Origin of the sequence: Pseudoalteromonas sp. BSi20429 (genome assembly GCF_000238895.1) — a bacterium.
In the GTDB taxonomy this organism is placed as follows: domain Bacteria; phylum Pseudomonadota; class Gammaproteobacteria; order Enterobacterales; family Alteromonadaceae; genus Pseudoalteromonas; species Pseudoalteromonas arctica.
Window position 1 is genome coordinate 1 of record NZ_BADV01000097.1, and the last position, 24,069, is coordinate 24,069.

The window sequence follows — 24,069 nt, forward strand, 5'->3', positions numbered from 1 at the left end:
TAAGGCGCTTTTTTTTGCGGTTAAAAACCAAAATCAACAAGTAGCAATATAATAGACCGCAAGTACTTGAAAAAGTTCTCAACTATTTTTATTTTTTTCAAGTAATGGCATTAACATTTGCTCAAGGCCATTTAGTTTTACCTCATACATCATCGCAAGTTGACTACCTAGTTTTGAGTCAGGAAACCCTTGCTGATTAAACCAGACTAAATAAGGCTCTGGCAGTAAAAGCAATGGCCGTCCTGCATATTTTCCAAACGGCATTATGGTATTAATAGCTATTTTTAGTTGTTTTGGATCCATAAAAACTACTTATGTATTTAAAGTATGCGTAAGTGTAAGGGATTTTAGAGATATAAAATAGGCTGTGACGGGCAAGAAACAGCCTATTTTGCGAGGGAGTAGGCCCTCTGATTTAATAATTTTATGTTGATTGATATAAACCTAGTTGAACTTTAATTAGCTGGGATCTAATTAAGTTATTATTAGAACATGGGTTCTTATTTAACCAACACAGTTAGTCTACCTGTTTTTCATTGTTGTGGTGAATTGGCTTGTAAAGGAATGTAAATAGAATTGCTTTTTATTTAAAAACTAATAACAAAGCCTTAACTGATTAAGGCCTTGTTATTTATAGACGTTATAAAAAGTAATTATTCGTTAAATAGCTCTTGTTTAACGTGCTCTGCAAAACCACTACCGGCTTCTAGGTAAAAGTTATAAGTAGAATGAACACCCATTTCTTCTAGTTCTTTTTGTTGATCAGGGTAGTTTGCAATAGCTGTTACTTGACCTTTATAACCGGAGGCTTGTAGTTGCTCTAAGGCAAAAATATTTTGCATATGCTTTGGCATTGCAAGCATAACCATTTCTACTTGTGAGTGATTTACTCGTTGCCAAAAGTCAGGGTCGGTTGCATCAGCAATTAAGACGTTGCGGCCTCTGTTAACGTGCTTATCTACCACCTCAGGTTTTATATCTATACCTGCAACAACATTTGGGTGAGTCGCGTTGATAGTCTCATAAGCACCAGTACCAATACGTCCCATACCAAAAATGACTATTCTAGTATCGTTAAGGTTAACAGGTAGCTCTTCAGCTAAACGAGTTTTGCTTTCGAACTTTAATAACCAGTGCTCAATTTTGACGTACAACTCGTTTGAACGTTTATTTAATGGGGAGGCAATTATAAAGGTAATAGAAACAGCAATTGCCATTACAGCTAGCCATTCAGAGGTGATCATGCCTGTAGTTGCAGCCACTGCACATACAATTAAACCAAACTCACTGTAGTTAGATAAGCTAAAAGCAGTAAGTAATGATGTACGCGCGCGTAGTTTAAATATATTAGTGAACACATAATAAAGCGCTATTTTAACGGGTAATACTAAAATAAGTATAATAGCAACAATCAAGGAGTTAGTGGTTAGCTCTGCGCTCAAACCAATACTTAAGAAGAAGCCAACTAGCAATATGTCCTTTAAATTAAGCAGGGATTTTGATAGCTCGCCTGCCTTTTTATGAGGGGCAAACATCATTCCTATTATTAGTGCACCTAAATCGCCTTTTAGGCCTGCAAATTCAAATGCATGATAACCAGCAACTAGAGCAAAGAAAAAACCAAACAATGGTAATAGTTCACCATGTTTAGATCGGTTCAATACGCCATACATTACAGGTCGTAATAAAGGCAAAGCAATTATTAGTGCAATTGCCCATAAATTTGGGACTTTACCGGTGCTAATAGCTAAAAAGATAACAGCAAAGATATCTTGCATTACCAATATACCAATGGCTATTTTACCGTGTAAGCTTGCCATTTCTCCGCGTTCTTCAAGCACTTTTACTGCAAATACAGTACTTGAAAAGCTAAGCGCAAACCCAACTAATAAAGCACTTTGCCAACTTAAATCAACAAATAGTGGAATAGCGAATACGCCAAGTAATAGCATAAAACCACTAAATAACGCACTGCTAAAAATGATATGCAATGTTGCAGGTGCCCAAACTTGAGGTTTAATTAAACTATTAACTTTAAGTTTCAAGCCAATACTAAAAAGAAGAAGGGTAACGCCAAGTGCTGCAATTGTATCGAGCAACTCTGTACTTTTATATCCTGATAAATTTAAAGCAAAGCCTGCTAATAAAAATCCAATAAGAGGAGGTAGTTTTAATTGATAAACGGCAAAACCACAAACAAACGCGGCAGCAAAATAGATTAGTTCCATAATTCTTAATATCACTTCATTTGGTGTTGCAGTGTAACGAAAAATTTATGCCATTGAAAATATAATAGACCTAAAAATGAACGCGTCTAATCAATTACTTGCCTTGCTGCGTATGAAAAATGCGCATTAAACACTTATTTAATCGTAAATAGTATGTAAATAACATTTTTTCACTGACATTAGCTTTTAAATATGGTTAAGATGCGATAACGAAGAAGTTTAAGCCAGAGCAAATAATAGAGCAGCTCAGCTTAAGGAGAGAGATATGTTTAAAAAGATTTTAGCGTCGGTAGGTATTGGTGCTGCAAAAGTAGACACTATTTTAGAAACTGAACACCTACAACCAGGTCAACTTTTTAACGCACAAATAGTTATCACAGCAGGGGATGTTAGCCAAGATATCGCAGGCTTAGATTTATTATTAATGACTCGTGTTAAAGTTGCGGGTGATGATGGTGATTATTTTACTAATCATGTAATTGAGCAATGGCGAATTACAGATATTGGTACAATTGAGCCAGGCGAAGTTAAAAACATCCCTTTTGAAGCACGTCTTCATTCTGAAACACCTATTACAGAAATTAATGCAGGTTATAATCAATCACATGTATGGCTAGAAACAGGCCTAGATATAGACTTAGCACTTGACCCAACAGATAAAGATCATTTACACATTTACCCTAATGAAGCGGTTAAAACGTGTATGCAAGCGATGGAAAAGTTAGGTTTTAGTTTAATGAAAGCTGACGTAGAAAAAGGCCACTTACGGGCTTCAACTTTTCAGTCATTATCTGGCTGTTATCAAGAACTTGAGTATAAACCTAATAGCCGCAGCTTATTTGGCATTCAGGAGATTGAATTATCGTTTGTACCAGAGGCACATAAAACACATGTGCTTATAGAGCTAGACAGAGCCTTTAAAGGCGATGGTTATGTAGATTTGACCATAGAGCACGATCATGTGAATCTATCGCAGTTGTGTGATCAGCTAGAGCGCTTATTTACTTAGTATAAGCTAACTAAGCTAGCGAGTGATTTTAATAAACCCAGCCTAAGCTGGGTTTTTTGCTTATAGGATTTAATATGCAGTTTAAATGTGAGCAGTTTGACGCTCTTGATACACAGACTCTTTTTACTATTATGCGTGGGCGGGTTGATGTGTTTGTTGTAGAGCAAAAATGTCCTTACCCTGAACTTGATGATGTAGATATTGCTTTAAATACACAGCATTTATATACATTGGATAATGAGCAACTACAAACTTATGCGCGTTGTTATGACAAAAGTGAGCAATACAGCGCAATAGGTCGCGTGCTAGTGAGTGAAGGAGCGCGTGGTAATGGGTATGCTACTTTACTTATTACTAAAGCTATAGACTGCTGCAAAGCACAATGGCCTGAGCGAGATATTTATATAGGTGCACAAACTTACTTACTTGATTTTTACCGCTCTTTTGGCTTTGAGGATTATAAAAGTGAATATTTAGAAGACGGTATACCTCATCAAGATATGATTTTAAAACTCACTAAATAAATCCAATTTAAGCAGCTATAAAAAAGCCCACTAATGTGGGCTATTTTAATTTAAGACTATTTTAAGGTTAAGGTATTATTTAGCTCAAGAGTGAGTGTAAAAACACCATACCAATAGCAAGTGGACACACAAACTTGGTATACCAAGGCCATATTTTCCAAAACAATGTGTTATGGACCTCAGGATTACCTTCTTTAATTGCTTTAAGTAATGAGCTTCTGTACCAAATCCAGCCTACAAATATACAACACATCAGGCCAAGCAAAGGTTGAGCTACTTTTGTAGTTAAAGTAATCACTAAGCCAAATAAGCTGCTAAGGTTACACACAATTATAATGCTAACGATAGCAATTAAAGCTCCAATCAACCAGGTTGCCTGAACGCGTTTCATCCCAAAGCGTTCTACAGTGTATGATACTGGCGCCTCTAACATTGAAATAGATGACGTTAAAGCGGCAATACTCATTAACGCAAAAAATGAAAAGCCCACAAATAAGCCAACTTCGCCCATTCCATCAAATAAAGCAGGGAGTACCTGAAATACTAACGTATCTTCAGAGAGTAATTTACCTGTTGAGGCCGAGAATATTTCAACGCCTTGAGCTTGCGCTACATACATCGCCGGAATAATCAGTAAACCCGCTACAAAGGCTATAAATACATCAATAAGGGTTACATAGGCACCTAAAGAAACAAGATTTTCTTTTTTGCTAATGTACGAGCCGTAAATAATCATTACGCTAGTACCTAGCGATAAAGAGAAAAAAGCTTGTCCTAGTGCGCTAACTAATAGTTTTGCGTCAAAAATAGACGAAAAATCAGGAACTAAGTAAGCCTTTAAACCCTCCATTGCGCCATCTTGGGTCATTACATAAGCAATAAGTGCAAATAAAATCCCCAAAAGAGCGGGCATTAAACGTTTTGACCATTTTTCAATACCGTTCTCAACGCCTCTACTAATAATAGCGACAGTTAGTACGATAAAGACGAGAGTGAATATAATGTTTCGGGTAAGTGATTGCTCACTTAACCATGTCGATGCTGTGTCGGCACCGACAAGAGTAGCTATGGGTTCAGCTGTAGCGCTGAGCATCCAACCGGCAACAATGGCGTAAAAACTTAATATAAAGCCAGCACATAAAATACCGCCAAAACCAACAATAAAGGCAAAGTGTTTTTGCCATGGCTTATTAGATATTTTTTGAAGTGATGAAACCGCATTTGCTTGGCCATGACGACCAATCATAAGTTCAGCCATTAAAGCGGGGTAGGCTAAAAAGAACGCAAGCACTAAATATGCGACTAAAAATGCAGCACCGCCATTACTTGCTGTTTGTGTAGGGAATCCCCAAATATTGCCCAAACCAACGGCAGAACCCGCGGCGGCCATAATAAAACCAAAGCGAGAGCTGAACTCGCCTCTAACTGCGCTCATATTATTGTACTTCTCTATTGTGTGACGGCGGTGACAATCTACTGGAAATGTTAAAAAATAAAAAGTGCTTATTTGCTGATCTAGCACAATTTAATAAGTAAAGTGTGTGTTATAACCATCGATTTTAATTGTTGTTATCGAGTCGTTTAAATAACGAGTTGATTTTGTTTAATAATTGTTAATTACAGTCTGTAACTATTGCTTTACGAATTATGATGCTGTGCAATAGTGAGAGTAAAACACGCACCACCTAGCTGGGTACTTTTACTTACTTTAACACTGCCATGATGCCAGTCGGCTACTTTTTCAACAATAGCTAGACCAAGGCCGTAACTTTTATCAGCTCTGTTACGGTGATCTTCTTCCCTAAAAAATGGGCTAAATACATTACTAAAATTTTCTCGAGCGATACCCGGGCCGTCATCTTCTACCGTTATTATAAGCTGTTGCTCGTGTAACTTTGCGCTTAAGTAAATATGTTGGCTTGCAAAATCACATGCGTTAGTTAATAAATTAGTAATTGCGCGAGCAAGCCAGTGAAGATCTGCATTTATTATTTTATCGGTACTATTGAGCTGTACGTTGAGCATTTGCATTTCAAGCTTAGGTGCAAGTTGCACTAAAATATCTTCAAGGTAGGACTTAATGTTTGTTGATGAATAGGTCAGCTTATTAGCATTTTGCTCTAAAGTAGCAAATGCTAAATAGCTACTAAGCATCGATTCCATATGGTCTAAATCATTTTCCATACGGGTTAAATACTGTTTTACTTTTTGCTCATCATGGCTATCTAATGCCGCATCTAAACCAAATCGCAGGCACGCGATAGGGGTGCGTATATCATGAGATAAACTTGAGGCCATTAGCTTGTTTTCGGCGACAAGTTTCTCTATTTGGCTGGCCATGCGGTTAAAGGTAAGCTCTACGTCTTTTATGTAAGTAAAATGCGATACTTTTATTCGGGCTTGAACATTACCAGAGGCAAACTTTTTAGCGGCTTCATTTAACACGGTTAATCGTTTAGCTAAGGGCGCAATAATAAACCCCATAAATACACATAAGCCTGCGTAAAAGAGCAAGGTTAATATAATGTCATTATGTTGCTCGCTATCAAAAATTTTATCTAAACGCATTGATAAGTGAAAAGGATTTAAAACAGCGCTGCTATAAAGCATATAAAAGCCTTGCTGATCTTCTAAAATCAGCCCACCCGGCGTGTGCATTTGTAATAATAAAGAAGGCGGTAAAGCAAGTGATTCATTAGGTTTGTAATCAATTAAAACATCAAACTCTAGCGCCAGTTGTTTTACATAATCGCTGCGCTCAGATGTGGGTATGTTAGCTAACTGCTTGCTAAAACCCATGATCATTTTACTTTGCTGACTAAATTCATCCTGCGGGGTATGCGCTTGTTGACTAAAAGCATCAATAAGCCAGCCCAATACCACAATAGATAAAAGTGCACTGCCTAGAAGCGATATATAAAACTTTTTCATTTATTTATTCATCACTTTATTACCACGCAGTAGAAACAAGTAAATATCCACGGCCCCAAATAGTTTTAATTTTTTCAGGGTTTTGTGGATCATCATTAAACTTTTTACGAAGTGCAGAAATAAGTACATCAACACTTCTATCAAGCCCATCGTATTCTCTGCCTTTGGTTGCTTTAAATACAGCGTCACGCGAGACCACTTGGCCTGCATTGCTCGCAAGGTAATGAAGCAGTAAATACTCAGCACTTGATATGTTTACGTCTTGCTTGTTGAGTTTTACATTTCTAGATTCGGTATCAATACTAAGCGCACCAACATTAATAACACTCTCGTTAACGTGTGGGGTATTTGGCTCATTGTTTTGGCGAAGGGCTGCTTTTATACGCGCTAGCAATGCACGAGGGCGTACAGGTTTCATTATGTAGTCGCTTGCACCTACTTCTAGACCAATGACCTCATCCATTTCTTCATCGCGTGCGGTGAGCATTATGATGGGCGAATTATAAAAACTACGAAGTTCTCTACACACGCTTATACCATCTTGCCCTGGAAGCATAATATCAAGGAGCACGATATTTGGATTTAACGTTTTGACTTGGCTAATTACTTTGTCACCTCTGTGACAAACATGCGTTGTGTAGCCTTGCTCTGTTAAGTATTCAGCAACCCATTGAGCAAGTGATACATCGTCTTCAACGAGTAAAATAGTGCCATAGTTATCCATGAAAATATCCTTAATGCGATTGGTATTAAAATAGTCGCCAGCGGCGCTTTTTTTGCCTGTTTTGATATACCCATTGAAGCTTTACTTCGGCAATACTAATTATTTTAGAGGTATTGCTGTCAAATAGTTCAAATGAAATACTTTGCTGTGAATCAAATGCATAATTAAAGGTACCGCTCTGTTGCTTGAGCCAACATTGCATTATGTACTTTGAGGTGGCGTCACGTAGGCAGTAATTACCAATGATAGGTTGCTCCCACGTTAGCGTTACGTCAGCATAGCAATTTCGCCCTTCGCGCAATGCAACGCAGGTGTCGGGAACTGCTATAAGTGCTTCAGGAGGTTCCTGAGCTTTAACAGTAAAAGTACTGGGGAAGATCAGTAATACACAGATCCATCTAAAATACATAACGTAGGCCTACCTTGGCTTTGTGTTGATATCCTTGGGAAATAATTGGACTGTCGTCAATCTCTTTTGAAAACCATGTGGTAAGCCAGCCGGATAAAAACACCCAATCTTGGCTTATTGGGTACTCAGCATGGAACTCAAAAATAATACTAGTACTGGCATTGCTGCTATAAACCGGGCGAAGGCTGGTGGCTTCATCGCTATCAATACCAAAGTAATAATTGGTAAAGTCAGCAGAGTAGGCGCTTAAACCAACACCAGATCTAAACTCCCAGTTTCGCCATGGTAAAATGTGACTAAAAAAGCTGTTTATAACCCAGCCATTGTGCGCGCCAGATACATCATGAAGGTATTCAAAAGAGAATTGAGAATTTTCAAATCGACGAGAAAGTCGAAGGCCGACGTCAAAGTCGTAATTACGTTTTTTTATACCTTGGAGTTCTTTTATAACACCATGGTTATAGAATCCGAGGCCTTTTTCGTCAAATCCAGCTTGAGTATTTGTGCCTAATATATCTAGGCCCCAATCAAATTTATCTATAAGACTGTAGCCTATTACAAGGCCGCCACTGAGTTGATTGTGATCGAAATCAAGGTAAAATTTATCGTAGGAAACAGCAAGACTTAAGTCGAGCTCAACGCCTTTATCGTAAGACTCAATGCCGACAAGGTAAGAATCTTCAATATAAAAGCCCGCACCAGCACTCCAATCCCACGCAAAGCCTTGGGTTGGCTCTAACGTATTATCTGCATAATAGCGGTTACTTGCCATACTCGACGTGCTAAAAATGCAGCAAAAAAGCAGTGTTATGCTCAGTAAAGTATGGTTAAGCAAAGCGTTTCTCATCCCTTAGGGCCTAATTATTATTTGTTATTAAGCGTAGTATATTGTTAATTCGTTCCTTTAATCTGTAAAAAAATGTAGTAAGTGTTAGGTCTGTTGAACTTTTAAGGTTAAATTTTCAGCAGTCTGTTTGGTATTTAGGCAAGGCAGAGCCTATGCAGTGTGGCTATTCCCCACAAATGGGCGATAACGTAGCATTAATGCCAAACAGGCGCTGCCCAAAAGGTTCTTCCTAGGGGCTATTTACTCTTTGTTGCTCGGTTTTTACTTATTCTTACATGGATGTAAGCCAGTAGGGTAACGCAGGAGCAGTTACCGAGCCCACTAGGTTACAAACCTCGCGCCGCGATTAAATAGCCCCTTGTTTGAACAAATTTTAATCCGTAAAGATCAACAGACCCTAATTTACTGAACTTTAATTTTATCGATTAATATACTACTCAAGTAAAACTGCATCATAGGTGTTAATGCACTTACTTCTGTTCTGTTACATGGACCGCTAAGTTTGGTAAGGCTAGATAGTTTTGACAACGTTTTGTACTGAGGGATTTGAATATCTTTGCCAAGTCTTTCAATACGGGCCTCGTCAGTGTTTTGCTGATGAATAAAAGCGACAACCTCAAGCTCATTTGTGATTTTTTGCTCTTCAGTGAAATTGTAAATTAGTGGTTCACGATGAAAACTTGCGCTGTCGATTGAAGATTTAGCAAACCAAACAACATCACCCGATGACTTGTGCGTGAGACGCATACTAACTTGTGCAAATATTGCAGCGCACTGCTGTGTTGGGTATTGCTGGGCAACATTTGAATATAAAGTAAATGGCTTCTCTGGTTGCTTTATTGCGTACTTAGTATCGTCTGTGAAAGTTAAATCGAGTTGCTGAATAGTCAGTGTGTAGTCACTGTTGTTTTTAGTTGTTACTTTTAGTTGTTTATCGTTCAGTGCTTGGCTAATTTGCGATAGAAGTTTATCGGTTACGCTTGCCTTATCGGTAATGATTTTTACTGTTTGGTTTCTAACTACTTTATGCGCAGGAAGTTGAACCGATTTAACTTTTGGAGATGAGTGCTCTGTAGTGTACTCAAGTTGATAGGTCTGACTTTTTAATGTTGGCTTTAATGGCATAGCCAGTGGTTCGGCCGGTTGCTTTGTAATAGCACAACCAGTTGATAATAAAATAAAAAGTGACACAACTAAAAAACGCATAAGTACTAAACACTCGCTTAAAACCAAATAATCGTCGTATTGTACGTTAGTACAAACAAAACTTCATGATATTATCTGCGCAGATGTAGTTAAAAAGATAAAATTTATAAAAAATGAAGTATCTCAACTCTTTATTGTATTGCCTATCTGCTTTGTGTTTGCTGTTTAGTTCTGTGGGTTTTGCAGCAAAAGCGGATCCTGATTGGGATGCATTTGTAAAAAAGTACGGCCGTTACGCACAAAAAAAATTAAAAAGTAAAGGTATACCCGGTGCAGCGCTTTCGATTGTAAATATAAACAACTCAGACTACATCCACACCATGGGCGTAACTAAATCACGAAATGGACAAAAAGTTAATAAGCATACTCGGTTTAGACTCGCGTCTGTTTCGAAGACATTTGCAGGCTCGTTATCAGCTAAATTGGCTGTTAACGGCCTACTGGAATTAGATAAGCCTGTTAGCGGATACATAACTGATTTTAAAGGGACTGTTTATCAAGATGATTTAAAGGTGTTTCATCTTTTGAGCCATTCAAGTGGATTAGTTCCTAATGCATACGACAATTTAATTGAATCTCGTATGGATTACCCAGGTATTGTTGAAAAGCTGCTTAGCGTCAAACCAATTTGCAAACCCGGCGAATGTTATGGCTATCAAAACGTTATGTTTAGTCTTATAGGCGATGTGATATTACAAAGCACCGATAAAAGTTACGGACAGTGGTTACGAGAAGCTATTTTTGAGCCATTAAAAATGAGTGATGCGAGCTTAGGTTTTGAACAAATGGTGCATGACAATAATTATGCTCTACCTCATGTGCGGGGTAAAAAACGCTGGTATAGCGCTAAGCTTAAAAAAAATTATTATAAAGTGGGACCTGCAGCGGGTGTGAACGCTAGCGCAAGTGATATGGCTATTTGGTTAAGAGCGCAGCTGGGCCAATATCCTGATATTTTGTCATTGGATACTCTAGCAAAACAAACACGCCCTTATACACATACAAAAAAAGAAATGCATCGCAGGGTGTGGAAAAAACACCTTAATGAAGCTTATTACGGATTAGGTTGGCGCGTTTATAACTATGCTGATGAAACACTTTATTATCATAGTGGCTGGGTGCAAGGATATAGAAGCGATGTGGTTGTATTTCCCCACTTAAATGTTGGTTTTAGTTTAATCGTTAATGCTGAAACCGGCGTAATAAATGAATTAACGACTGAATTTATCGACAGGCTATTAGAATATAAGCGAGGTAAAAAAATATGAATAAAATAATATTAGCAGTCACTTTTTTAGTCATGTCATTCAATTGTAGTTTGGTATTTGCCGCACCTGACGAAGTATATTTGTTTCGTCATAGCGAAAAGTTAACGGGTAAAAACCCAGCGCTTTCAGAAGAGGGGAAGGCACGTGCAAATAATTTAGTTACGTTGTTTAAAGAACATCAAAATATACATCTTTTTAGCAGCAACTATAAACGCACGTTGCAAACAGCCGCACCTTTGCAGGCACATTTTAATACCAAAATAAATGTGTATAAAGCAGGTGAGTTAAGTGTTCTAAAAAATGAGTTACTAAAACTAAAGGGAGTGGTTGTTGTTATTGGGCACAGTAATACGACGCCGCAACTGGCAGAACTACTCTCCAATGAAAAAGTGCCGGCTATGAGTGAGACACAATTTACTCAGTATTTTATACTGCATAATAAGCCCACTAGTAACGGCACTGATTATGATGCAACCCACCATGCAATGAGCTTTTAAATTAAAAAGTATTATGTAACAAAAAACCAGCATTAAGCTGGTTTTTTAATTTAAACGTACTAAACCCTTTAAAAAGGATTAATTAGTTACGTGGTAAATGTATTTTTTTCTCAACACTTTGGCGATAAAGCACAATAGTGTGACCTATCGTTTGTAGCTTAGTCGCACCAGTTTCACGTACGATTGCTTCAAAAATTAGTGCTTTTGTTTCACGATCGTCAGTTGGAACTTTAACTTTGATTAATTCGTGAATTTCTAATGCACTTTGAATTTCGACTACTACGCCTTCGGTTAAACCGTTAGAACCTAGTAAAACTACAGGCTTAAGGCTATGTGCCTGACCTTTTAAAAACTGCTTTTGTTTGTTTGATAATGTCATGTTTATACAAATTTTGCTGAATATGGCTTGAATTAAGGGTATTCTAACGCCATCTAGAGAATATTACTAATTAGTTGCGTGTTAATTTATGACAAATAAAAAACAGTCAGCCAGTTCACAGCGATGGCTGAAAGAACATTTTGATGATAAATATGTTCAAGAAGCGCAAAAAAAAGGCTGGCGTTCCCGAGCGGTTTTTAAATTAGATGAAGTACAAAATAGAGATAAAATACTTCGTCCAGGTATGACAGTTGTTGATTTAGGGGCGGCTCCAGGAAGTTGGTCTCAATATTTGGCTGAAAAAGTAGGTGACAAAGGCCAAGTGATCGCGTGTGATATATTACCGATGGATTCACTTGCGGGTGTTGACTTCTTACAAGGTGACTTTCGTGAGGAGGCTGTATTAAATGCGTTGTTAAAACGTATTGATGGTAAAAATGTTGATGTGGTACTCTCTGACATGGCACCAAATATGAGTGGTAATAACTCAGTAGATCAAGCGGGTAGTATGTATTTGGTAGAACTTGCGCTGGATATGTGTAGTCAAGTACTAAAGAAAAATGGCGCATTTATTGTTAAAGTTTTCCAAGGAGAGGGCTTTGATCAATACTTGCAAGATGTACGTAATAGTTTTAAAGCAGTGAAAATACGCAAACCTGATGCCTCACGTGCCCGTTCTCGGGAAGTATATATAGTAGCGACTGGATACAAACTGTAGTACAGTTGCTTGGCGTTTAGTTGAATTTAAATTAATTGGATACAAGAGGTTAACCCCTTGAGCGATATGGCGAAAAATTTAATACTATGGCTGGTGATTGCAGTTGTGCTGATGTCAGTCTTTCAGAGCTTTAATGGCGGCGAGCAAGTTGATCGCCAAACAAGTTACACTCAATTTGTAAAAGATGTCCGCAGTGGCTCTTTACAAGAAGTTATTATCGACCGCGGTACAGGAAATATTACTGGTACTAAGAGCAGTGGTGAGCGTTTTCAAACAACGATGCCAATGTACGATGAAGACTTAATAAATGATTTACTTAAAAATGATGTAAATGTGAAGGGTGTACAACCTGAAGAACAATCATTCTTAGCAAGTATATTTATTTCTTGGTTCCCGATGATACTGCTTATAGGTGTATGGATATTCTTCATGCGTCAAATGCAAGGCGGCGGCGGTAAAGGCGCTATGTCATTTGGTAAGAGTAAAGCTCGCTTAATGAGTGAAGATCAAATTAAAACAACGTTTGCTGATGTTGCAGGTTGTGATGAAGCAAAAGAAGATGTTACTGAGCTGGTAGACTTTTTAAGAGATCCTTCTAAGTTTCAAAAACTTGGCGGTAGTATTCCTAAAGGTGTACTAATGGTTGGTCCTCCAGGTACCGGTAAAACGTTACTTGCGAAGGCTGTTGCTGGTGAAGCTAAAGTGCCATTTTTTACAATTTCTGGTTCAGATTTTGTTGAAATGTTTGTGGGTGTTGGTGCGTCACGTGTACGTGACATGTTTGAGCAAGCTAAAAAAGCGGCGCCTTGTATTATCTTTATAGATGAGATTGACGCTGTTGGTCGTAAACGTGGTGCTGGTATGGGCGGCGGTAACGATGAACGTGAGCAAACACTTAACCAAATGCTAGTAGAAATGGATGGTTTTGGTGGTAACGAAGGTATTATCGTTATCGCAGCAACTAACCGACCAGATGTATTAGACCCTGCATTACTTCGTCCAGGTCGTTTTGACCGTCAAGTTGAAGTAGGTTTACCTGATATTCGTGGTCGTGAGCAAATACTTAAAGTACACATGCGTAAAGTGCCATTAGGCGATAACGTAGAAGCAGCTCTTATAGCACGTGGTACTCCAGGTTTCTCTGGCGCGGATTTAGCAAACTTAGTAAACGAAGCTGCACTTTATGCAGCGCGTGGTAATAAACGTGTTGTAAGTATGGCTGAATTTGACGCTGCTAAAGATAAAATCATGATGGGCGCAGAGCGCAAGACCATGGTGATGAGCGAGCAAGAAAAAGCAATGACAGCGTACCATGAAGCTGGCCATGCAATTGTTGGTCGTATGGTGCCAGAACATGATCCAGTTTATAAAGTATCTATTATTCCACGTGGCCGTGCGCTGGGTGTAACAATGTACTTGCCTGAACAAGATCGTGTTAGCCATTCAAAAGAGCTTTTAGAATCAATGATTTCTAGCCTTTATGGTGGCCGTATTGCTGAAGCGCTTATTTACGGCGCAGATAAAGTAACAACGGGTGCAAGTAATGACATTGAACGAGCTACAGATATAGCGCGTAAAATGGTTACACATTGGGGTTTAAGTGAAAAACTAGGTCCGTTACTTTACGCTGAAGATCAGAACGAAATGTATATGGGTGGTGGCGGTAGTCGTTCATCTAGCATGTCGGACGACACGGCAAAAGTAATTGATGCAGAGGTTCGATTACTTTCAGATCGTAACTATCAAAGAGCAGAAGAAATATTAAAAGAAAATATTGATATTCTTCACTCAATGAAAGATGCGTTAATGAAATACGAAACTATTGATGCTAAGCAAATTGATGATTTAATGGCACGCCAACCAGTACGTGAACCGCGTGATGCACATGACCGTCATGAAGCTAAACCGGTAAAAGCGGAAGAACCTCAAGAACCAGTTGCTGATGAAAGTCAAAAGACTGATGATTCATCAAAAAAAGATGAAACAAACCTTGATGACAAAGCTGAATAATCGTTAAAATAGTAATGAAAGCCCCGAACTTCGGGGCTTTTTTGTATCAGCTATTTAGAAAAAGAATAAAGGTTGGCAATGACTAACATATTAAAGCTTCCGAGAGGGCGTACGCTTAATCTTGAAAAGCCCGTTATTATGGGAATACTAAATGTAACGCCGGATTCATTTTCTGATGGTGGGCAGTTTTTAGATCCCAAAATAGCGCTAAAACGCGCAATGCAATTATTAGATGACGGTGCGACAATTTTAGATATAGGGGGAGAATCTACTCGCCCAGGCGCGCCAGATGTTAGCTTAGAAGATGAACTTGCTCGAGTAATCCCCGCTATTAAAGCGATACGTCAGCACAGTGATTGCGTTATTTCAATTGATACCAGTAAAGCACAGGTAATGGAACAAGCAATACTTGCAGGGGCAGATATAGTCAATGATGTTAGAGCTTTACAAGAAATAGACGCCTTAGAAACGGTTGCGCATTATGAAGATGTAGCAATTTGTTTAATGCATATGCAAGGGCAGCCCCGGAGCATGCAATCGTCACCTCATTACGATAATTTGTTTGCAGATATAAGTATGTTTTTTAGTGAACGTATTAAAGCATGTGAAACAGCTGGGATTAAGTTTGAACGACTTATTCTAGACCCAGGTTTTGGATTTGGAAAAACGCTTAGTCATAACTATCAAATATTGGCTAAGTTTGACGATTTTAATAAATTAGGTTTGCCATTATTGGCCGGATTATCTCGTAAATCGATGATAGGTAATTTATTAAACAGAAATACAAATGAACGGTTAGCGGGCAGCTTAGCGGGTGCGTTAATCGCAGCGCAAAATGGCGCAAAAATTATTCGTGTACATGACGTAAAAGAAACCGCAGATGTACTTGGTGTATATCAAGCCTGCGAACAAGGAATTTCACAATGAAAGAAAGAAAATATTTTGGCACCGATGGCGTGCGTGGACTTGTAGGCGCTGCTCCAATAAACCCTGAATTTGCAATGAAGCTAGGCTGGGCTGCTGGGCGTGTATTATCGCAAAGTGGTACTAAAAAAGTAATTATTGGTAAAGATACGCGTATTTCGGGCTATATGCTTGAAACCGCACTTGAGGCTGGTTTAATTGCTGCTGGTATTGATGTTGTATTATTGGGTCCTATGCCGACACCGGCCGTTGCTTATTTAGCGCAAACATTTCGTGCTGAAGCAGGTATTGTAATTAGTGCCTCACATAATCCGTATTACGATAACGGTATTAAGTTTTTCAATGGTCAAGGCTTAAAGCTTGATGATGCAGTAGAGCTTGAAATTGAAGCGATGCTTGATGAGCAAATGACATGTGTTGCTTCAGATAAATTAGGTAAAGCATCGCGTTTAGTCAGTGCGGATGGCCGCTATATAGAGTTTTGTAAGAGCCAGTTCCCGCAAGGCCTGTCTTTAGAAGGTCTTAAAATTGTTGTCGATTGCGCAAATGGCGCAACTTATCATATTGCACCTTCTGTTATGCGTGAACTTGGCGCAGAAGTAATAACACATGCGTGTGAGCCTAACGGCGTTAATATCAACCATGAATGTGGCGCTACTCACGTAGATACCCTTAAACGTAAAGTGCTTGAACTTAAAGCCGACGTAGGTATTGCATACGATGGTGATGGTGACCGCGTGATGATGGTTGATCATAATGGCCGTGTTTTTGATGGTGATGATCTGGTTTATATTATTGCTTGCCAAGCAGCCCAAGATGATAATTTGGGTGGTGGTGTAGTTGGTACTGTTATGTCTAACATGGGCCTTGAAAACGCTTTAAAAGCAAAAGGTATCGAGTTTGCTCGCAGTAAAGTAGGTGATCGCTATGTTATGGAATTACTACAGCAAAAAGGCTGGAAAATTGGCGGTGAAAGCTCAGGCCATGTACTGAATCTAGACTTAATTAGCACGGGTGATGGTATTATTTCAAGCTTACAAGTACTTGCTGCTATGGTTGCACAAAATCGCACATTGCAAGACTTAGGCGCTGGTTTTACCAAGTATCCAATGAAGATGATTAACGTGCGTTATACAGCTGGAACTGACCCAACAAAAGCACCAGAAGTGCTTTCAGCTGTAGCAGAAGTAGAGCTTGCTTTAGGCGATAAAGGCCGTGTTTTACTGCGCAAATCAGGCACTGAACCTGTGGTTCGTGTTATGGTTGAAGCCGAGCAAGAAAAGATTGTAATAGACAGCGCTCAAAAAATTGCAGCTGTTGTAGAATCTATGAGCAAACAAACTGATTAATAACAATAATCTCTTGTAACTTTGGGCGAGAAAAGTTAATATCTCGCCCGCTTTCTAATGTGGAGTGGATAATGGCAATACGCAAGGCGATGGTCGCAGGCAACTGGAAAATGAATGGCTCTTTAGAGTTAGTTAAACAAATGTCTGACGCTATTAACGATGTAAAATCACAAGAGATGGACATTGTTTTATTTCCTCCATTCCCACTTGTACCAGCAATGGTAGCTAGCGGTGTTTCTACAGGAGCTCAAACTGTTTCTGAAAATACACCTGGCGCATTTACTGGTGAAGTTGATGCGCAGCTTATAAAAGATTTAGGTGCAACTTACGTACTCGTTGGTCATTCTGAACGCCGCAGTATTTATAACGAAAGTAATGCAACAGTCGCTGAAAAGTTTGCTAGAGCACAGCAAGTTGGGTTAACACCAATATTATGTGTAGGCGAGAGCGAAAGTGAGCAAGAAAACGGCCAAACCGAACAAGTAGTTGCTGCACAAATTGATGCAGTAATAGAGAAATTAGGTGTAGCAGCACTGAAAGATTCTGTGATAGCATACGAGCCCGTTTGGGCCATAGGCACAGGTAAGACTGCATCGCCAGAGCAGGCACAAACTGTTCATAAATTTATCCGTGACAAAATTGCATCACTTGATAGCAATTTAGCACAAGGGCTTACCATCTTATATGGTGGTAGCGTTAATGAAAAAAATAGCGAATTATTATTTGCACAAACAGATATAGATGGCGGCTTAATTGGCGGCGCAAGTCTAAAAGCAGAATCTTTTACTGCAATCTGTAACAGTGCAAAAGGGACTGTATAAGATGTACGAAATTTTATTAGTAGTTTATTTAGTTGTGGCTTTGGCTCTAGTTGGAATGGTTTTAATTCAACAAGGTAAAGGCGCAGATATGGGTTCTTCATTTGGCGCTGGTGCATCAGGCACAGTTTTTGGTTCGTCAGGTGCAGGTAACTTTATGACAAAAACAACCACAAGCTTAGCAACTGTATTTTTTGTATTAAGCATTGTGTTAGGAAACCTAACTGCTGGTCAAATTAAAAAGACTGACGAATGGGAAAACCTAGAAGCAGCTCCAGCAGTAGAAACAGTAGTTCCTGTTGAAGAAGATGTTCCAGTAACATCTACTAAAGAGCAAAGCTCTGACGTACCAAACTAATTTAGCGTAAAGCTATCGTTAAACGATTTATAGTCCTCAAATAAATCACATGTTTAACAATTAAGCGAAAGCTTAAAAAAATGCGGATGTGGTGGAATTGGTAGACACGCCACCTTGAGGGGGTGGTGCTTTAGGGCATGGGGGTTCAAGTCCCCCCATCCGCACCAAATTTAGAAACCAGTAGCAGTGATGTTACTGGTTTTTTTGTATCTGTAATTTATTGTGATTGTTTTATGAGCGATGTGTGTTTATTGTTAAATAATTCTTCTATTTGTTAGAAAAAACTAGAAATATTACAAATTTAGCTCACACTTATAGATATCAAGCCGATAATAGATATAGACAATAAAATAAGGTAGCACAGTATGGCTTCAGGCTTCTCTTTTCAAAACCTAAGCATAACAAAAAAAATACATGCAATAACATGTATTGCGGTAGTGGCTTTCATAGTGATCGTATTGATAAACTATTTAGCTATGAATGATAATAAGGTTTCTCTCGATGAAATGAGTAACTCATCGTATAAAGTTGTAAAAATAACGTCGCAAAACGTAGGGCTTTTAGAAAAACTTGATGAACTTTATACCCAAGCAGTTACGTTTGGTGAGCAAGATCTTATAGTTAAAGCAGACGAGGTATATCAAACTTTAGAGTCTAATATTACCTTAATAACGCAACTTAATAACTCCTACATTAATAACGATATTATTAATGAGTTGTCAGATTATGAAAAAATATCCTCAAGTATTGCTACAGGTATGGTTAACGGTACTGCTGATTTTAGTAAGATTCAGCAACAAGCGCAGCTTAAAACAAGTTTATATGGATCTGTTTTAGAAAGTTTTAAAGGCGCTCAACAAAAAGCGGATAATCGTTTTTTTGAACTGGTTGCCAACACTAAAGCGCGCTCTGATGAAGCATTAACTCTAATGTTAGCTGTATCCATTATTTCATTAATTTTATTATTGTTTATGGCTATTTGGATTGCTAAGAATATAGGTTCATCTGCGAGTGATGCAGCTAACAACCTTAGTTTATTAGCAAGCGGCAATGGTTCTTTAAGCACACAGCTATCTGTTAACTCAGAAGACGAAATTGGCCAAGTCTCTATTAATTTTAACGCATTTATTTCCTTACTAAGAGAAACAGTTCTTGAAGTTATTGCTGTATGTGAGCCTTTAATGGAAAACTCAACACGACTAGTTCAAGGTATGGAACAAGCTGAGCGTGCTACAACAAAGCAAACCACTGATGCTGAAATTGTTAAGCAATCTATGGAAGAAATGAAGCAGAGTGTTGGTGATATATCAGAATCTGCAGCTAACGCTTCTCACGCTGCTGAAACGGCCGAGAAAGAAGTTGAACAAAGTCGTACACAAGTACAGATGTCAGTTACCGCTTCTCGTACGCTCAGTGATGAAATTAATCGAGCTGCAGGGACGATTAATAAGCTTGCGGACGATACAAAAAATGTATCGCAGATTTTGAATGTAATTACGTCTATTGCAGATCAGACAAACTTGCTTGCTCTTAATGCTGCTATTGAAGCTGCACGAGCAGGTGAACATGGAAGAGGCTTTGCTGTAGTGGCAGATGAGGTTCGTGAACTGGCTTCTCGCACTGCACATTCTACTAATGAAATACGTGAACTATTGGGATCATTAACGACTGCCGCAAATGAATCTGTAGCTGCTATGACTTCAGCACGTGATATGGCAACAGATAATGCTACAGCCGCAGAAAAAACAGGTATTTCAATAGAGAAAATCGCAGAGCAAATGTTAGAAATTAATGGTATGAATTCGCAAATAGCAGCAGCAACTGAAGAACAAACATCCGTTGCAGCTATGGTAGTAGATAATGTGTCAAATATGCATGTATCGTTCGAAGATACTATGGACTCACTACTTGCTGTACGCGACGTAGCCAAAAACCTACATTACCTATCTGATAACCTATTAGATGCAACCGCTAAGTTTAGAATCGAGTAAAGCTTAGTACTGAGTCAGTATAAAAATCTACCCTAGGGTTGATGCCAGTTAGTTAACCGCTGACTGGCTTTTTTGTTTGGATATCTGGTTTGACATACCTAGTATATGTCCACTCCCGCTTTATTAGTAATATGTGATGCTCTACTTTAGCTTACTATTGCTCTATTTATTTAGGGATACTCCCTGAGTTCTCAATAAACATAGTCTGAATTAAGTTAATAATATTAATTGCACACGTCGTAACACTCAGTTGACAGAAGTCTTCTGAATTGGGTGCGTAGCTATTGGCTAGAGAAAGTGTTGTAGTGGGTTGCAAAAAAAAGGCCTCTGAATAAATTCAGAAGCCTTCATAAACGAACCAGAAGGTCGGTTTATCGATTGGTTAAATATTTCTCAACCTATCTGTATTAACCTCTGGGTGGTTTTTATATCAATTTCACTGCTAAAAGGTCGCAATTACTTTTACTTTATCGGTCACTTTAGCACTATCAACATAGCCAATTGCATTTGCATTAGCTGCAACAAAATCAATAACAGCTTGGTCAGTTGTTAGTTTTTCAGGCGGGGTACCTTTACCTGTAAATACAAGCTTTGACCAATATGCATTTAACTGACTGCTAGACTTACCCACTACTTTGTCGTTAAATTCATCAGCTACAGATGTACCGTCTTGATTTATAGGATTAACTTTATCGCCATTACTAAATGACTTACTTTTTCCCAGATAAATCTTTTTTATTGTGTCAGCATCTACAGAGCTAGCATTGCTTGGATTAATAATCACAGCAACTTCTGCAAATACATTAATTGAGCACAATGAAAGTGCACTTACTAAAATTAATTTTTTCATCATAAGCTCCAATTAAAAGACAAGATCTACACCGACAGCTACAACATCCGTCTCTGTATCAGTTATGTCATCTTCAAAACGACTAAAGTCGATCTTGAAAGCAGCGGAAGGATGAAAATCATAACGTGCACCAATTGTGTATACGTTACTTTGTGCACGAAGACCTTCAAGAGCACCATTTACAGCTGAATTTAAGGTTGGTATTGACTCAATGGTATTAAAACGTGATGAGTCATGTTTGTCATCATTGTCTTCATAAGTAAAATGAACAATTACACTGTCAATACGGTAACCAACTGATGCGTAATACTGTGACTGTTCTGGTAGTATACTGTCTTCAACCTCAAATTGCGTATATTCGGCATCAAACAAAAAGTTTTCATAATCAACAGAAAAACCAACGCCAACGAAGCTCGTTTTATCTTCTTCAGTGATTAGGTCATTCGCAGTATTAGTCAAGCCACTATCAGACAATACACTTACGAGACCAATTAGGCCGCTATCCTCTGATGAAATGCTAGTGTCGGCTACAATGTATGCAGCTCGCGCACTGAACCAGTCGTATGATAGACTCCAGTTTATACCGGCTAAATTATTTAATTCAGCAGGTAATTCTGTTCCAAATACGTCAATATCACCATCGAACGCACCATAAAAGCCTTGAAGCGTAGAATCCCAATCACCCAATTGAGAGTTGTAAACTACACTAACTCCTTCATAAGTTGAAAATGGGATACCGTATACTGATTTTGGCGGACGTACCCATCGATAAGCATAACCTACATCCAAGAAATCAGAATACTTGTAAAAAGGAACACGCATTTTACCAGCGCTAAATTGCAGTTCATCGCTGTATTCATAAGTAACGTATGCCCATTCGAATGTAGCGTCAAAGTCATCCTCTCCACGCGCAATAATTTGAGCCGTAGCTGTTAGCTTTTCATGTAGGTCTGCAGATAATTGTAAAGCGAATTTACTCTCATTTTTAAAAGAGATATCGTCATCATAGCCGTACAAAGTACTGTCACTATCCAGACTTTTACCACCGACAATTGATGCAAAACCATTAATTCTTACCTCAGCACTAGCATAGCTAGATGCTAAAACTGCACATACAGCCACTGCTACAGATAGCTTTTTCATATGTTGTTCCTATTTGTTATTTAAATGTTGATTTCTTTATTAGTATAAGTGCATAACGAGTATTTATCTAATAAACAGAATGGTTTAAGGTTTTTATTTAATTTTTAGTCAATATTATTTTGTTTTTTAAATTAATCAGGTGCGAATGTTTGTGTTTAAAAATGTTTAGCCCTGTCTTCGGGTACAAAAATATGCCTCCTGTAACTTATTTTTATAATTTTATCTGTAAGCCATCAGAGCTGTATTTACTGCTACATAAAGTTGCTATTACTTAACTCTATGTATTTCACATAAGTTACTTGGTTTAAATGTTTATATTTTATGTAAATATATAGTCGAAATTATTAATAAGTAAAGTTAGCTATAAGCAAATAGCAACTTTCTAAACGGAAGTTTTATTATAGGATTAAATTTTTTTTAGCGAGATTGTCCAAAGGAAATAGCGCTCATGAAGGAGCTAACTTGTTTTTATTATGCTGCTTTGCAATGAATGCATACGGTTACGATGAAGTAAGTCTTTTGATAGGTTATATCTCGCTATTTAGCGTCTCCATTACACAAAATAATACTTTGCAGTACTTTCAGATGACCTCGTGAGTATAAAACTAGTGATTAATTGTAATTCACCTATGGAGAGTCAAGCATTCTGAAAGTGGTGGCCTTCGTTATCAGTAATTACTACTCTAGGGCCTGGTCCATTATTTGCTGGAGATCTGAAAGTTTGTGGTGCCGGGCCACTGCTTTATACAATAAGTAATATCAATACCTTGTAATTATTTCAGGTATTAATAAATAGTAAGGAGAAAAGTATAATTTTTATTTGCAGTATTAAGTTCGAAAAAGTGGATTTTTGATATTGACTCGACATGAAAGGCACTTCCAGAGTGCTGTTTAAGAAAAGAAAGTTGCTGGTTGTATAGGGTATTTAAGTGGGTCCAACTTTGACTTTATGCTTTCAGTTGAAATAATAATTCAGAGTCAGAGTCAGAGTCAGAGTCAGAGTCAGAGTCGAGTAGACACAATAAGGTTTCAAGTAAGCCCGCTTAACTATTGATCTTATTTAAGTTTTTTTGACACCAAAGTAATGCTTGCTGCTTATTTTTTACAGCAATTTTTTGGTAAACCTTGTGTAGGTGGACTCGAACAGTAGCTTCACTTATAAATAAAGTGTCGGCAATTGCACTTGAATGTAAGCCAGAAAATAATAAGTTTAATACTTTCATTTCTTTGCAGGTTAAGTTGTTTGATTGCAGCGTAGTTTGTTGTTCACTCGCTAGCATTTGCCTCATCCAATCATCGGTTACTGCACGAGGGAACCATAACTTTCCTTGTTCAATGGCTTCTAATCCTTGTTGAAGTAGTACTTCGTCAGTGCCTTCGTAAAACAATCCTTTTAAATTTGGCCACTCTTTTAATGCTAGTACATCGCATTCTTTTGGGACATCAAAAAATTACCAGTCCTTGGTGACCATTTTTTAGCATGAATTGATTAATAAGTTCATAATTGGTAATGACGTTTAAAGCTTGATAATTAACAAGTAAAACGTTGAAGTCAGCTGCAACACAAAAAAGTGAAGTGTAATTTGGATTTGTGAAGCATTTGAGGCTTTTATCAGCTGTGTTTTCAATATTCATAATATTCTATCCATAGACTACATTTTAGTACTATATTCTTATTTTTAGTTAATTTCAATGATAGGAGAATGTGTTGTAGCTCTTTTTTTATACACTAAAGTACATGTGTAAAGTACGTTTTATGTGCTTTTTAAAATTGTATTTATGCGGTTTTTTGTTTTAAAACAGCTTTTTAGTGAGGTTGATATTAATGTTCTTTATTTATGATAATCCACCTAAAGCTAACAATGCCTAAATTGCTTTTATTCTTT

General features: G+C 38.0%; 22 protein-coding genes, 1 tRNA gene and 1 pseudogene. 12 read left to right on the forward strand and 12 right to left on the reverse strand.

Annotated features, from left to right (window positions below; translation table 11 throughout):
• Positions 1 to 78: 78 nt before the first annotated feature.
• Together P20429_RS01925 and P20429_RS01920 are read right to left on the reverse strand one after the other, a co-directional pair.
• A complete protein-coding gene (locus P20429_RS01925) occupies positions 79 to 303 on the reverse strand; it encodes a DUF3820 family protein (protein WP_007586607.1) in 225 nt (74 codons plus the stop codon).
• Positions 304 to 653: 350 nt separating this feature from the next.
• Positions 654 to 2,228 carry a cation:proton antiporter family protein gene (locus P20429_RS01920; protein WP_007586608.1) on the reverse strand — a complete coding sequence of 525 codons (1,575 nt, stop codon included), beginning with the start codon at positions 2,226 to 2,228 and terminating at the stop codon, positions 654 to 656.
• Positions 2,229 to 2,493: 265 nt separating this feature from the next.
• On the opposite strand from P20429_RS01920, the gene P20429_RS01915 reads away from it, so the two are divergent.
• Both P20429_RS01915 and P20429_RS01910 read left to right on the forward strand, forming a co-directional pair.
• Entirely contained in the window at positions 2,494 to 3,237 is a 744-nt protein-coding gene (locus P20429_RS01915; RefSeq protein ID WP_007586609.1) for a sporulation protein, read from the forward strand.
• 74 nt (positions 3,238 to 3,311) lie between these two features.
• Complete coding sequence (locus P20429_RS01910; protein ID WP_007586610.1) at positions 3,312 to 3,761, forward strand: GNAT family N-acetyltransferase; 450 nt, start codon at positions 3,312 to 3,314, stop codon at positions 3,759 to 3,761.
• A gap of 79 nt (positions 3,762 to 3,840) precedes the next feature.
• On the opposite strand, the gene P20429_RS01905 is transcribed toward P20429_RS01910, so the two are convergent.
• The 6 genes from P20429_RS01905 to P20429_RS01880 all read right to left on the reverse strand — a co-directional run bounded on the left by P20429_RS01905 (position 3,841) and on the right by P20429_RS01880 (position 9,878).
• Positions 3,841 to 5,196: a sodium-dependent transporter gene (locus P20429_RS01905; protein ID WP_007586611.1), complete on the reverse strand. Its 1,356-nt coding sequence runs from the start codon at positions 5,194 to 5,196 to the stop codon at positions 3,841 to 3,843.
• A 203-nt stretch (positions 5,197 to 5,399) separates the two neighbouring features.
• On the reverse strand, positions 5,400 to 6,692 hold the full coding sequence (locus P20429_RS01900; protein WP_007586613.1) for a HAMP domain-containing sensor histidine kinase: 1,293 nt from the start codon (positions 6,690 to 6,692) through the stop codon (positions 5,400 to 5,402).
• Positions 6,693 to 6,711: 19 nt separating this feature from the next.
• Positions 6,712 to 7,416, reverse strand: coding sequence for a response regulator transcription factor (locus tag P20429_RS01895; protein ID WP_007586616.1), 705 nt, complete (start codon positions 7,414 to 7,416; stop codon positions 6,712 to 6,714).
• A 25-nt stretch (positions 7,417 to 7,441) separates the two neighbouring features.
• Complete coding sequence (locus P20429_RS01890) at positions 7,442 to 7,825, reverse strand: DUF3019 domain-containing protein (RefSeq protein WP_007586617.1); 384 nt, start codon at positions 7,823 to 7,825, stop codon at positions 7,442 to 7,444.
• Positions 7,815 to 8,597: a MipA/OmpV family protein gene (locus P20429_RS01885; protein WP_007586620.1), complete on the reverse strand. Its 783-nt coding sequence runs from the start codon at positions 8,595 to 8,597 to the stop codon at positions 7,815 to 7,817. Before P20429_RS01885 ends, P20429_RS01890 begins: the two co-directional genes overlap by 11 nt.
• Positions 8,598 to 9,074: 477 nt before the next feature.
• Positions 9,075 to 9,878, reverse strand: coding sequence for a hypothetical protein (locus P20429_RS01880; protein WP_007586622.1), 804 nt, complete (start codon positions 9,876 to 9,878; stop codon positions 9,075 to 9,077).
• A gap of 113 nt (positions 9,879 to 9,991) precedes the next feature.
• On the opposite strand from P20429_RS01880, the gene P20429_RS01875 reads away from it, so the two are divergent.
• Together P20429_RS01875 and P20429_RS01870 are read left to right on the forward strand one after the other, a co-directional pair.
• On the forward strand, positions 9,992 to 11,146 hold the full coding sequence (locus P20429_RS01875; RefSeq protein ID WP_033027150.1) for a serine hydrolase: 1,155 nt from the start codon (positions 9,992 to 9,994) through the stop codon (positions 11,144 to 11,146).
• Complete coding sequence (locus tag P20429_RS01870) at positions 11,143 to 11,643, forward strand: histidine phosphatase family protein (protein ID WP_007586627.1); 501 nt, start codon at positions 11,143 to 11,145, stop codon at positions 11,641 to 11,643. Before P20429_RS01875 ends, P20429_RS01870 begins: the two co-directional genes overlap by 4 nt.
• 82 nt (positions 11,644 to 11,725) lie before the next feature.
• On the opposite strand, the gene yhbY is transcribed toward P20429_RS01870, so the two are convergent.
• Complete coding sequence (gene yhbY, locus P20429_RS01865; RefSeq protein WP_002963153.1) at positions 11,726 to 12,022, reverse strand: ribosome assembly RNA-binding protein YhbY; 297 nt, start codon at positions 12,020 to 12,022, stop codon at positions 11,726 to 11,728.
• A gap of 88 nt (positions 12,023 to 12,110) precedes the next feature.
• Here yhbY and rlmE point away from each other — a divergent pair, with 88 nt between their 5' ends.
• From rlmE to P20429_RS01825, 8 genes are all read left to right on the forward strand, one after another.
• Positions 12,111 to 12,740: a 23S rRNA (uridine(2552)-2'-O)-methyltransferase RlmE gene (gene rlmE / locus P20429_RS01860; protein WP_007586629.1), complete on the forward strand. Its 630-nt coding sequence runs from the start codon at positions 12,111 to 12,113 to the stop codon at positions 12,738 to 12,740.
• 66 nt (positions 12,741 to 12,806) lie between these two features.
• Positions 12,807 to 14,750, forward strand: coding sequence for an ATP-dependent zinc metalloprotease FtsH (gene ftsH, locus P20429_RS01855; RefSeq protein ID WP_032827068.1), 1,944 nt, complete (start codon positions 12,807 to 12,809; stop codon positions 14,748 to 14,750).
• A 78-nt stretch (positions 14,751 to 14,828) separates the two neighbouring features.
• Positions 14,829 to 15,677, forward strand: coding sequence for a dihydropteroate synthase (folP, locus tag P20429_RS01850; protein WP_007586636.1), 849 nt, complete (start codon positions 14,829 to 14,831; stop codon positions 15,675 to 15,677).
• Positions 15,674 to 17,023 (forward strand): phosphoglucosamine mutase, encoded by a 1,350-nt coding sequence (gene glmM, locus P20429_RS01845; protein ID WP_007586638.1) that lies wholly within the window; start codon positions 15,674 to 15,676, stop codon positions 17,021 to 17,023. The genes folP and glmM overlap by 4 nt, the downstream gene beginning before the upstream one ends.
• 71 nt (positions 17,024 to 17,094) lie before the next feature.
• Positions 17,095 to 17,844, forward strand: coding sequence for a triose-phosphate isomerase (gene tpiA, locus P20429_RS01840; protein WP_007586641.1), 750 nt, complete (start codon positions 17,095 to 17,097; stop codon positions 17,842 to 17,844).
• A 1-nt stretch (position 17,845) separates the two neighbouring features.
• Entirely contained in the window at positions 17,846 to 18,199 is a 354-nt protein-coding gene (gene secG / locus P20429_RS01835; protein ID WP_002962769.1) for a preprotein translocase subunit SecG, read from the forward strand.
• Positions 18,200 to 18,281: 82 nt separating this feature from the next.
• Positions 18,282 to 18,366, forward strand: a tRNA-Leu gene (locus P20429_RS01830).
• 198 nt (positions 18,367 to 18,564) lie between these two features.
• A complete protein-coding gene (locus P20429_RS01825) occupies positions 18,565 to 20,190 on the forward strand; it encodes a methyl-accepting chemotaxis protein (RefSeq protein ID WP_024590962.1) in 1,626 nt (541 codons plus the stop codon).
• 442 nt (positions 20,191 to 20,632) lie between these two features.
• Here the strand turns inward: P20429_RS01825 and P20429_RS01820 are convergent, their stop codons facing one another.
• From P20429_RS01820 to P20429_RS19940, 3 genes and pseudogenes are all read right to left on the reverse strand, one after another.
• A complete protein-coding gene (locus P20429_RS01820; protein WP_033027152.1) occupies positions 20,633 to 21,040 on the reverse strand; it encodes a phosphate ABC transporter substrate-binding protein in 408 nt (135 codons plus the stop codon).
• A 12-nt stretch (positions 21,041 to 21,052) separates the two neighbouring features.
• The gene (locus tag P20429_RS01815) at positions 21,053 to 22,183 is read right to left on the reverse strand and encodes a porin (protein ID WP_007586645.1); all 1,131 of its coding nucleotides are present in this window, start codon (positions 22,181 to 22,183) and stop codon (positions 21,053 to 21,055) included.
• A 1,043-nt stretch (positions 22,184 to 23,226) separates the two neighbouring features.
• Positions 23,227 to 23,818, reverse strand: a pseudogene (locus P20429_RS19940) (LuxR C-terminal-related transcriptional regulator).
• Positions 23,819 to 24,069 lie beyond the last annotated feature (251 nt).

What these genes read in the sequence shown, in the direction of transcription:
- P20429_RS01925 (WP_007586607.1), bottom strand. Translation starts at nt 303, where the DNA reads ATGGATCCAAAACAACTAAAAATAGCTATTAATACCATAATGCCGTTT.
- P20429_RS01920 (WP_007586608.1), bottom strand. Translation starts at nt 2,228, where the DNA reads ATGGAACTAATCTATTTTGCTGCCGCGTTTGTTTGTGGTTTTGCCGTT.
- P20429_RS01915 (WP_007586609.1), top strand. Translation starts at nt 2,494, where the DNA reads ATGTTTAAAAAGATTTTAGCGTCGGTAGGTATTGGTGCTGCAAAAGTA.
- P20429_RS01910 (WP_007586610.1), top strand. Translation starts at nt 3,312, where the DNA reads ATGCAGTTTAAATGTGAGCAGTTTGACGCTCTTGATACACAGACTCTT.
- P20429_RS01905 (WP_007586611.1), bottom strand. Translation starts at nt 5,196, where the DNA reads ATGAGCGCAGTTAGAGGCGAGTTCAGCTCTCGCTTTGGTTTTATTATG.
- P20429_RS01900 (WP_007586613.1), bottom strand. Translation starts at nt 6,692, where the DNA reads ATGAAAAAGTTTTATATATCGCTTCTAGGCAGTGCACTTTTATCTATT.
- P20429_RS01895 (WP_007586616.1), bottom strand. Translation starts at nt 7,416, where the DNA reads ATGGATAACTATGGCACTATTTTACTCGTTGAAGACGATGTATCACTT.
- P20429_RS01890 (WP_007586617.1), bottom strand. Translation starts at nt 7,825, where the DNA reads ATGTATTTTAGATGGATCTGTGTATTACTGATCTTCCCCAGTACTTTT.
- P20429_RS01885 (WP_007586620.1), bottom strand. Translation starts at nt 8,597, where the DNA reads ATGGCAAGTAACCGCTATTATGCAGATAATACGTTAGAGCCAACCCAA.
- P20429_RS01880 (WP_007586622.1), bottom strand. Translation starts at nt 9,878, where the DNA reads ATGCGTTTTTTAGTTGTGTCACTTTTTATTTTATTATCAACTGGTTGT.
- P20429_RS01875 (WP_033027150.1), top strand. Translation starts at nt 9,992, where the DNA reads ATGAAGTATCTCAACTCTTTATTGTATTGCCTATCTGCTTTGTGTTTG.
- P20429_RS01870 (WP_007586627.1), top strand. Translation starts at nt 11,143, where the DNA reads ATGAATAAAATAATATTAGCAGTCACTTTTTTAGTCATGTCATTCAAT.
- yhbY (WP_002963153.1), bottom strand. Translation starts at nt 12,022, where the DNA reads ATGACATTATCAAACAAACAAAAGCAGTTTTTAAAAGGTCAGGCACAT.
- rlmE (WP_007586629.1), top strand. Translation starts at nt 12,111, where the DNA reads ATGACAAATAAAAAACAGTCAGCCAGTTCACAGCGATGGCTGAAAGAA.
- ftsH (WP_032827068.1), top strand. Translation starts at nt 12,807, where the DNA reads ATGGCGAAAAATTTAATACTATGGCTGGTGATTGCAGTTGTGCTGATG.
- folP (WP_007586636.1), top strand. Translation starts at nt 14,829, where the DNA reads ATGACTAACATATTAAAGCTTCCGAGAGGGCGTACGCTTAATCTTGAA.
- glmM (WP_007586638.1), top strand. Translation starts at nt 15,674, where the DNA reads ATGAAAGAAAGAAAATATTTTGGCACCGATGGCGTGCGTGGACTTGTA.
- tpiA (WP_007586641.1), top strand. Translation starts at nt 17,095, where the DNA reads ATGGCAATACGCAAGGCGATGGTCGCAGGCAACTGGAAAATGAATGGC.
- secG (WP_002962769.1), top strand. Translation starts at nt 17,846, where the DNA reads ATGTACGAAATTTTATTAGTAGTTTATTTAGTTGTGGCTTTGGCTCTA.
- P20429_RS01825 (WP_024590962.1), top strand. Translation starts at nt 18,565, where the DNA reads ATGGCTTCAGGCTTCTCTTTTCAAAACCTAAGCATAACAAAAAAAATA.
- P20429_RS01820 (WP_033027152.1), bottom strand. Translation starts at nt 21,040, where the DNA reads ATGAAAAAATTAATTTTAGTAAGTGCACTTTCATTGTGCTCAATTAAT.
- P20429_RS01815 (WP_007586645.1), bottom strand. Translation starts at nt 22,183, where the DNA reads ATGAAAAAGCTATCTGTAGCAGTGGCTGTATGTGCAGTTTTAGCATCT.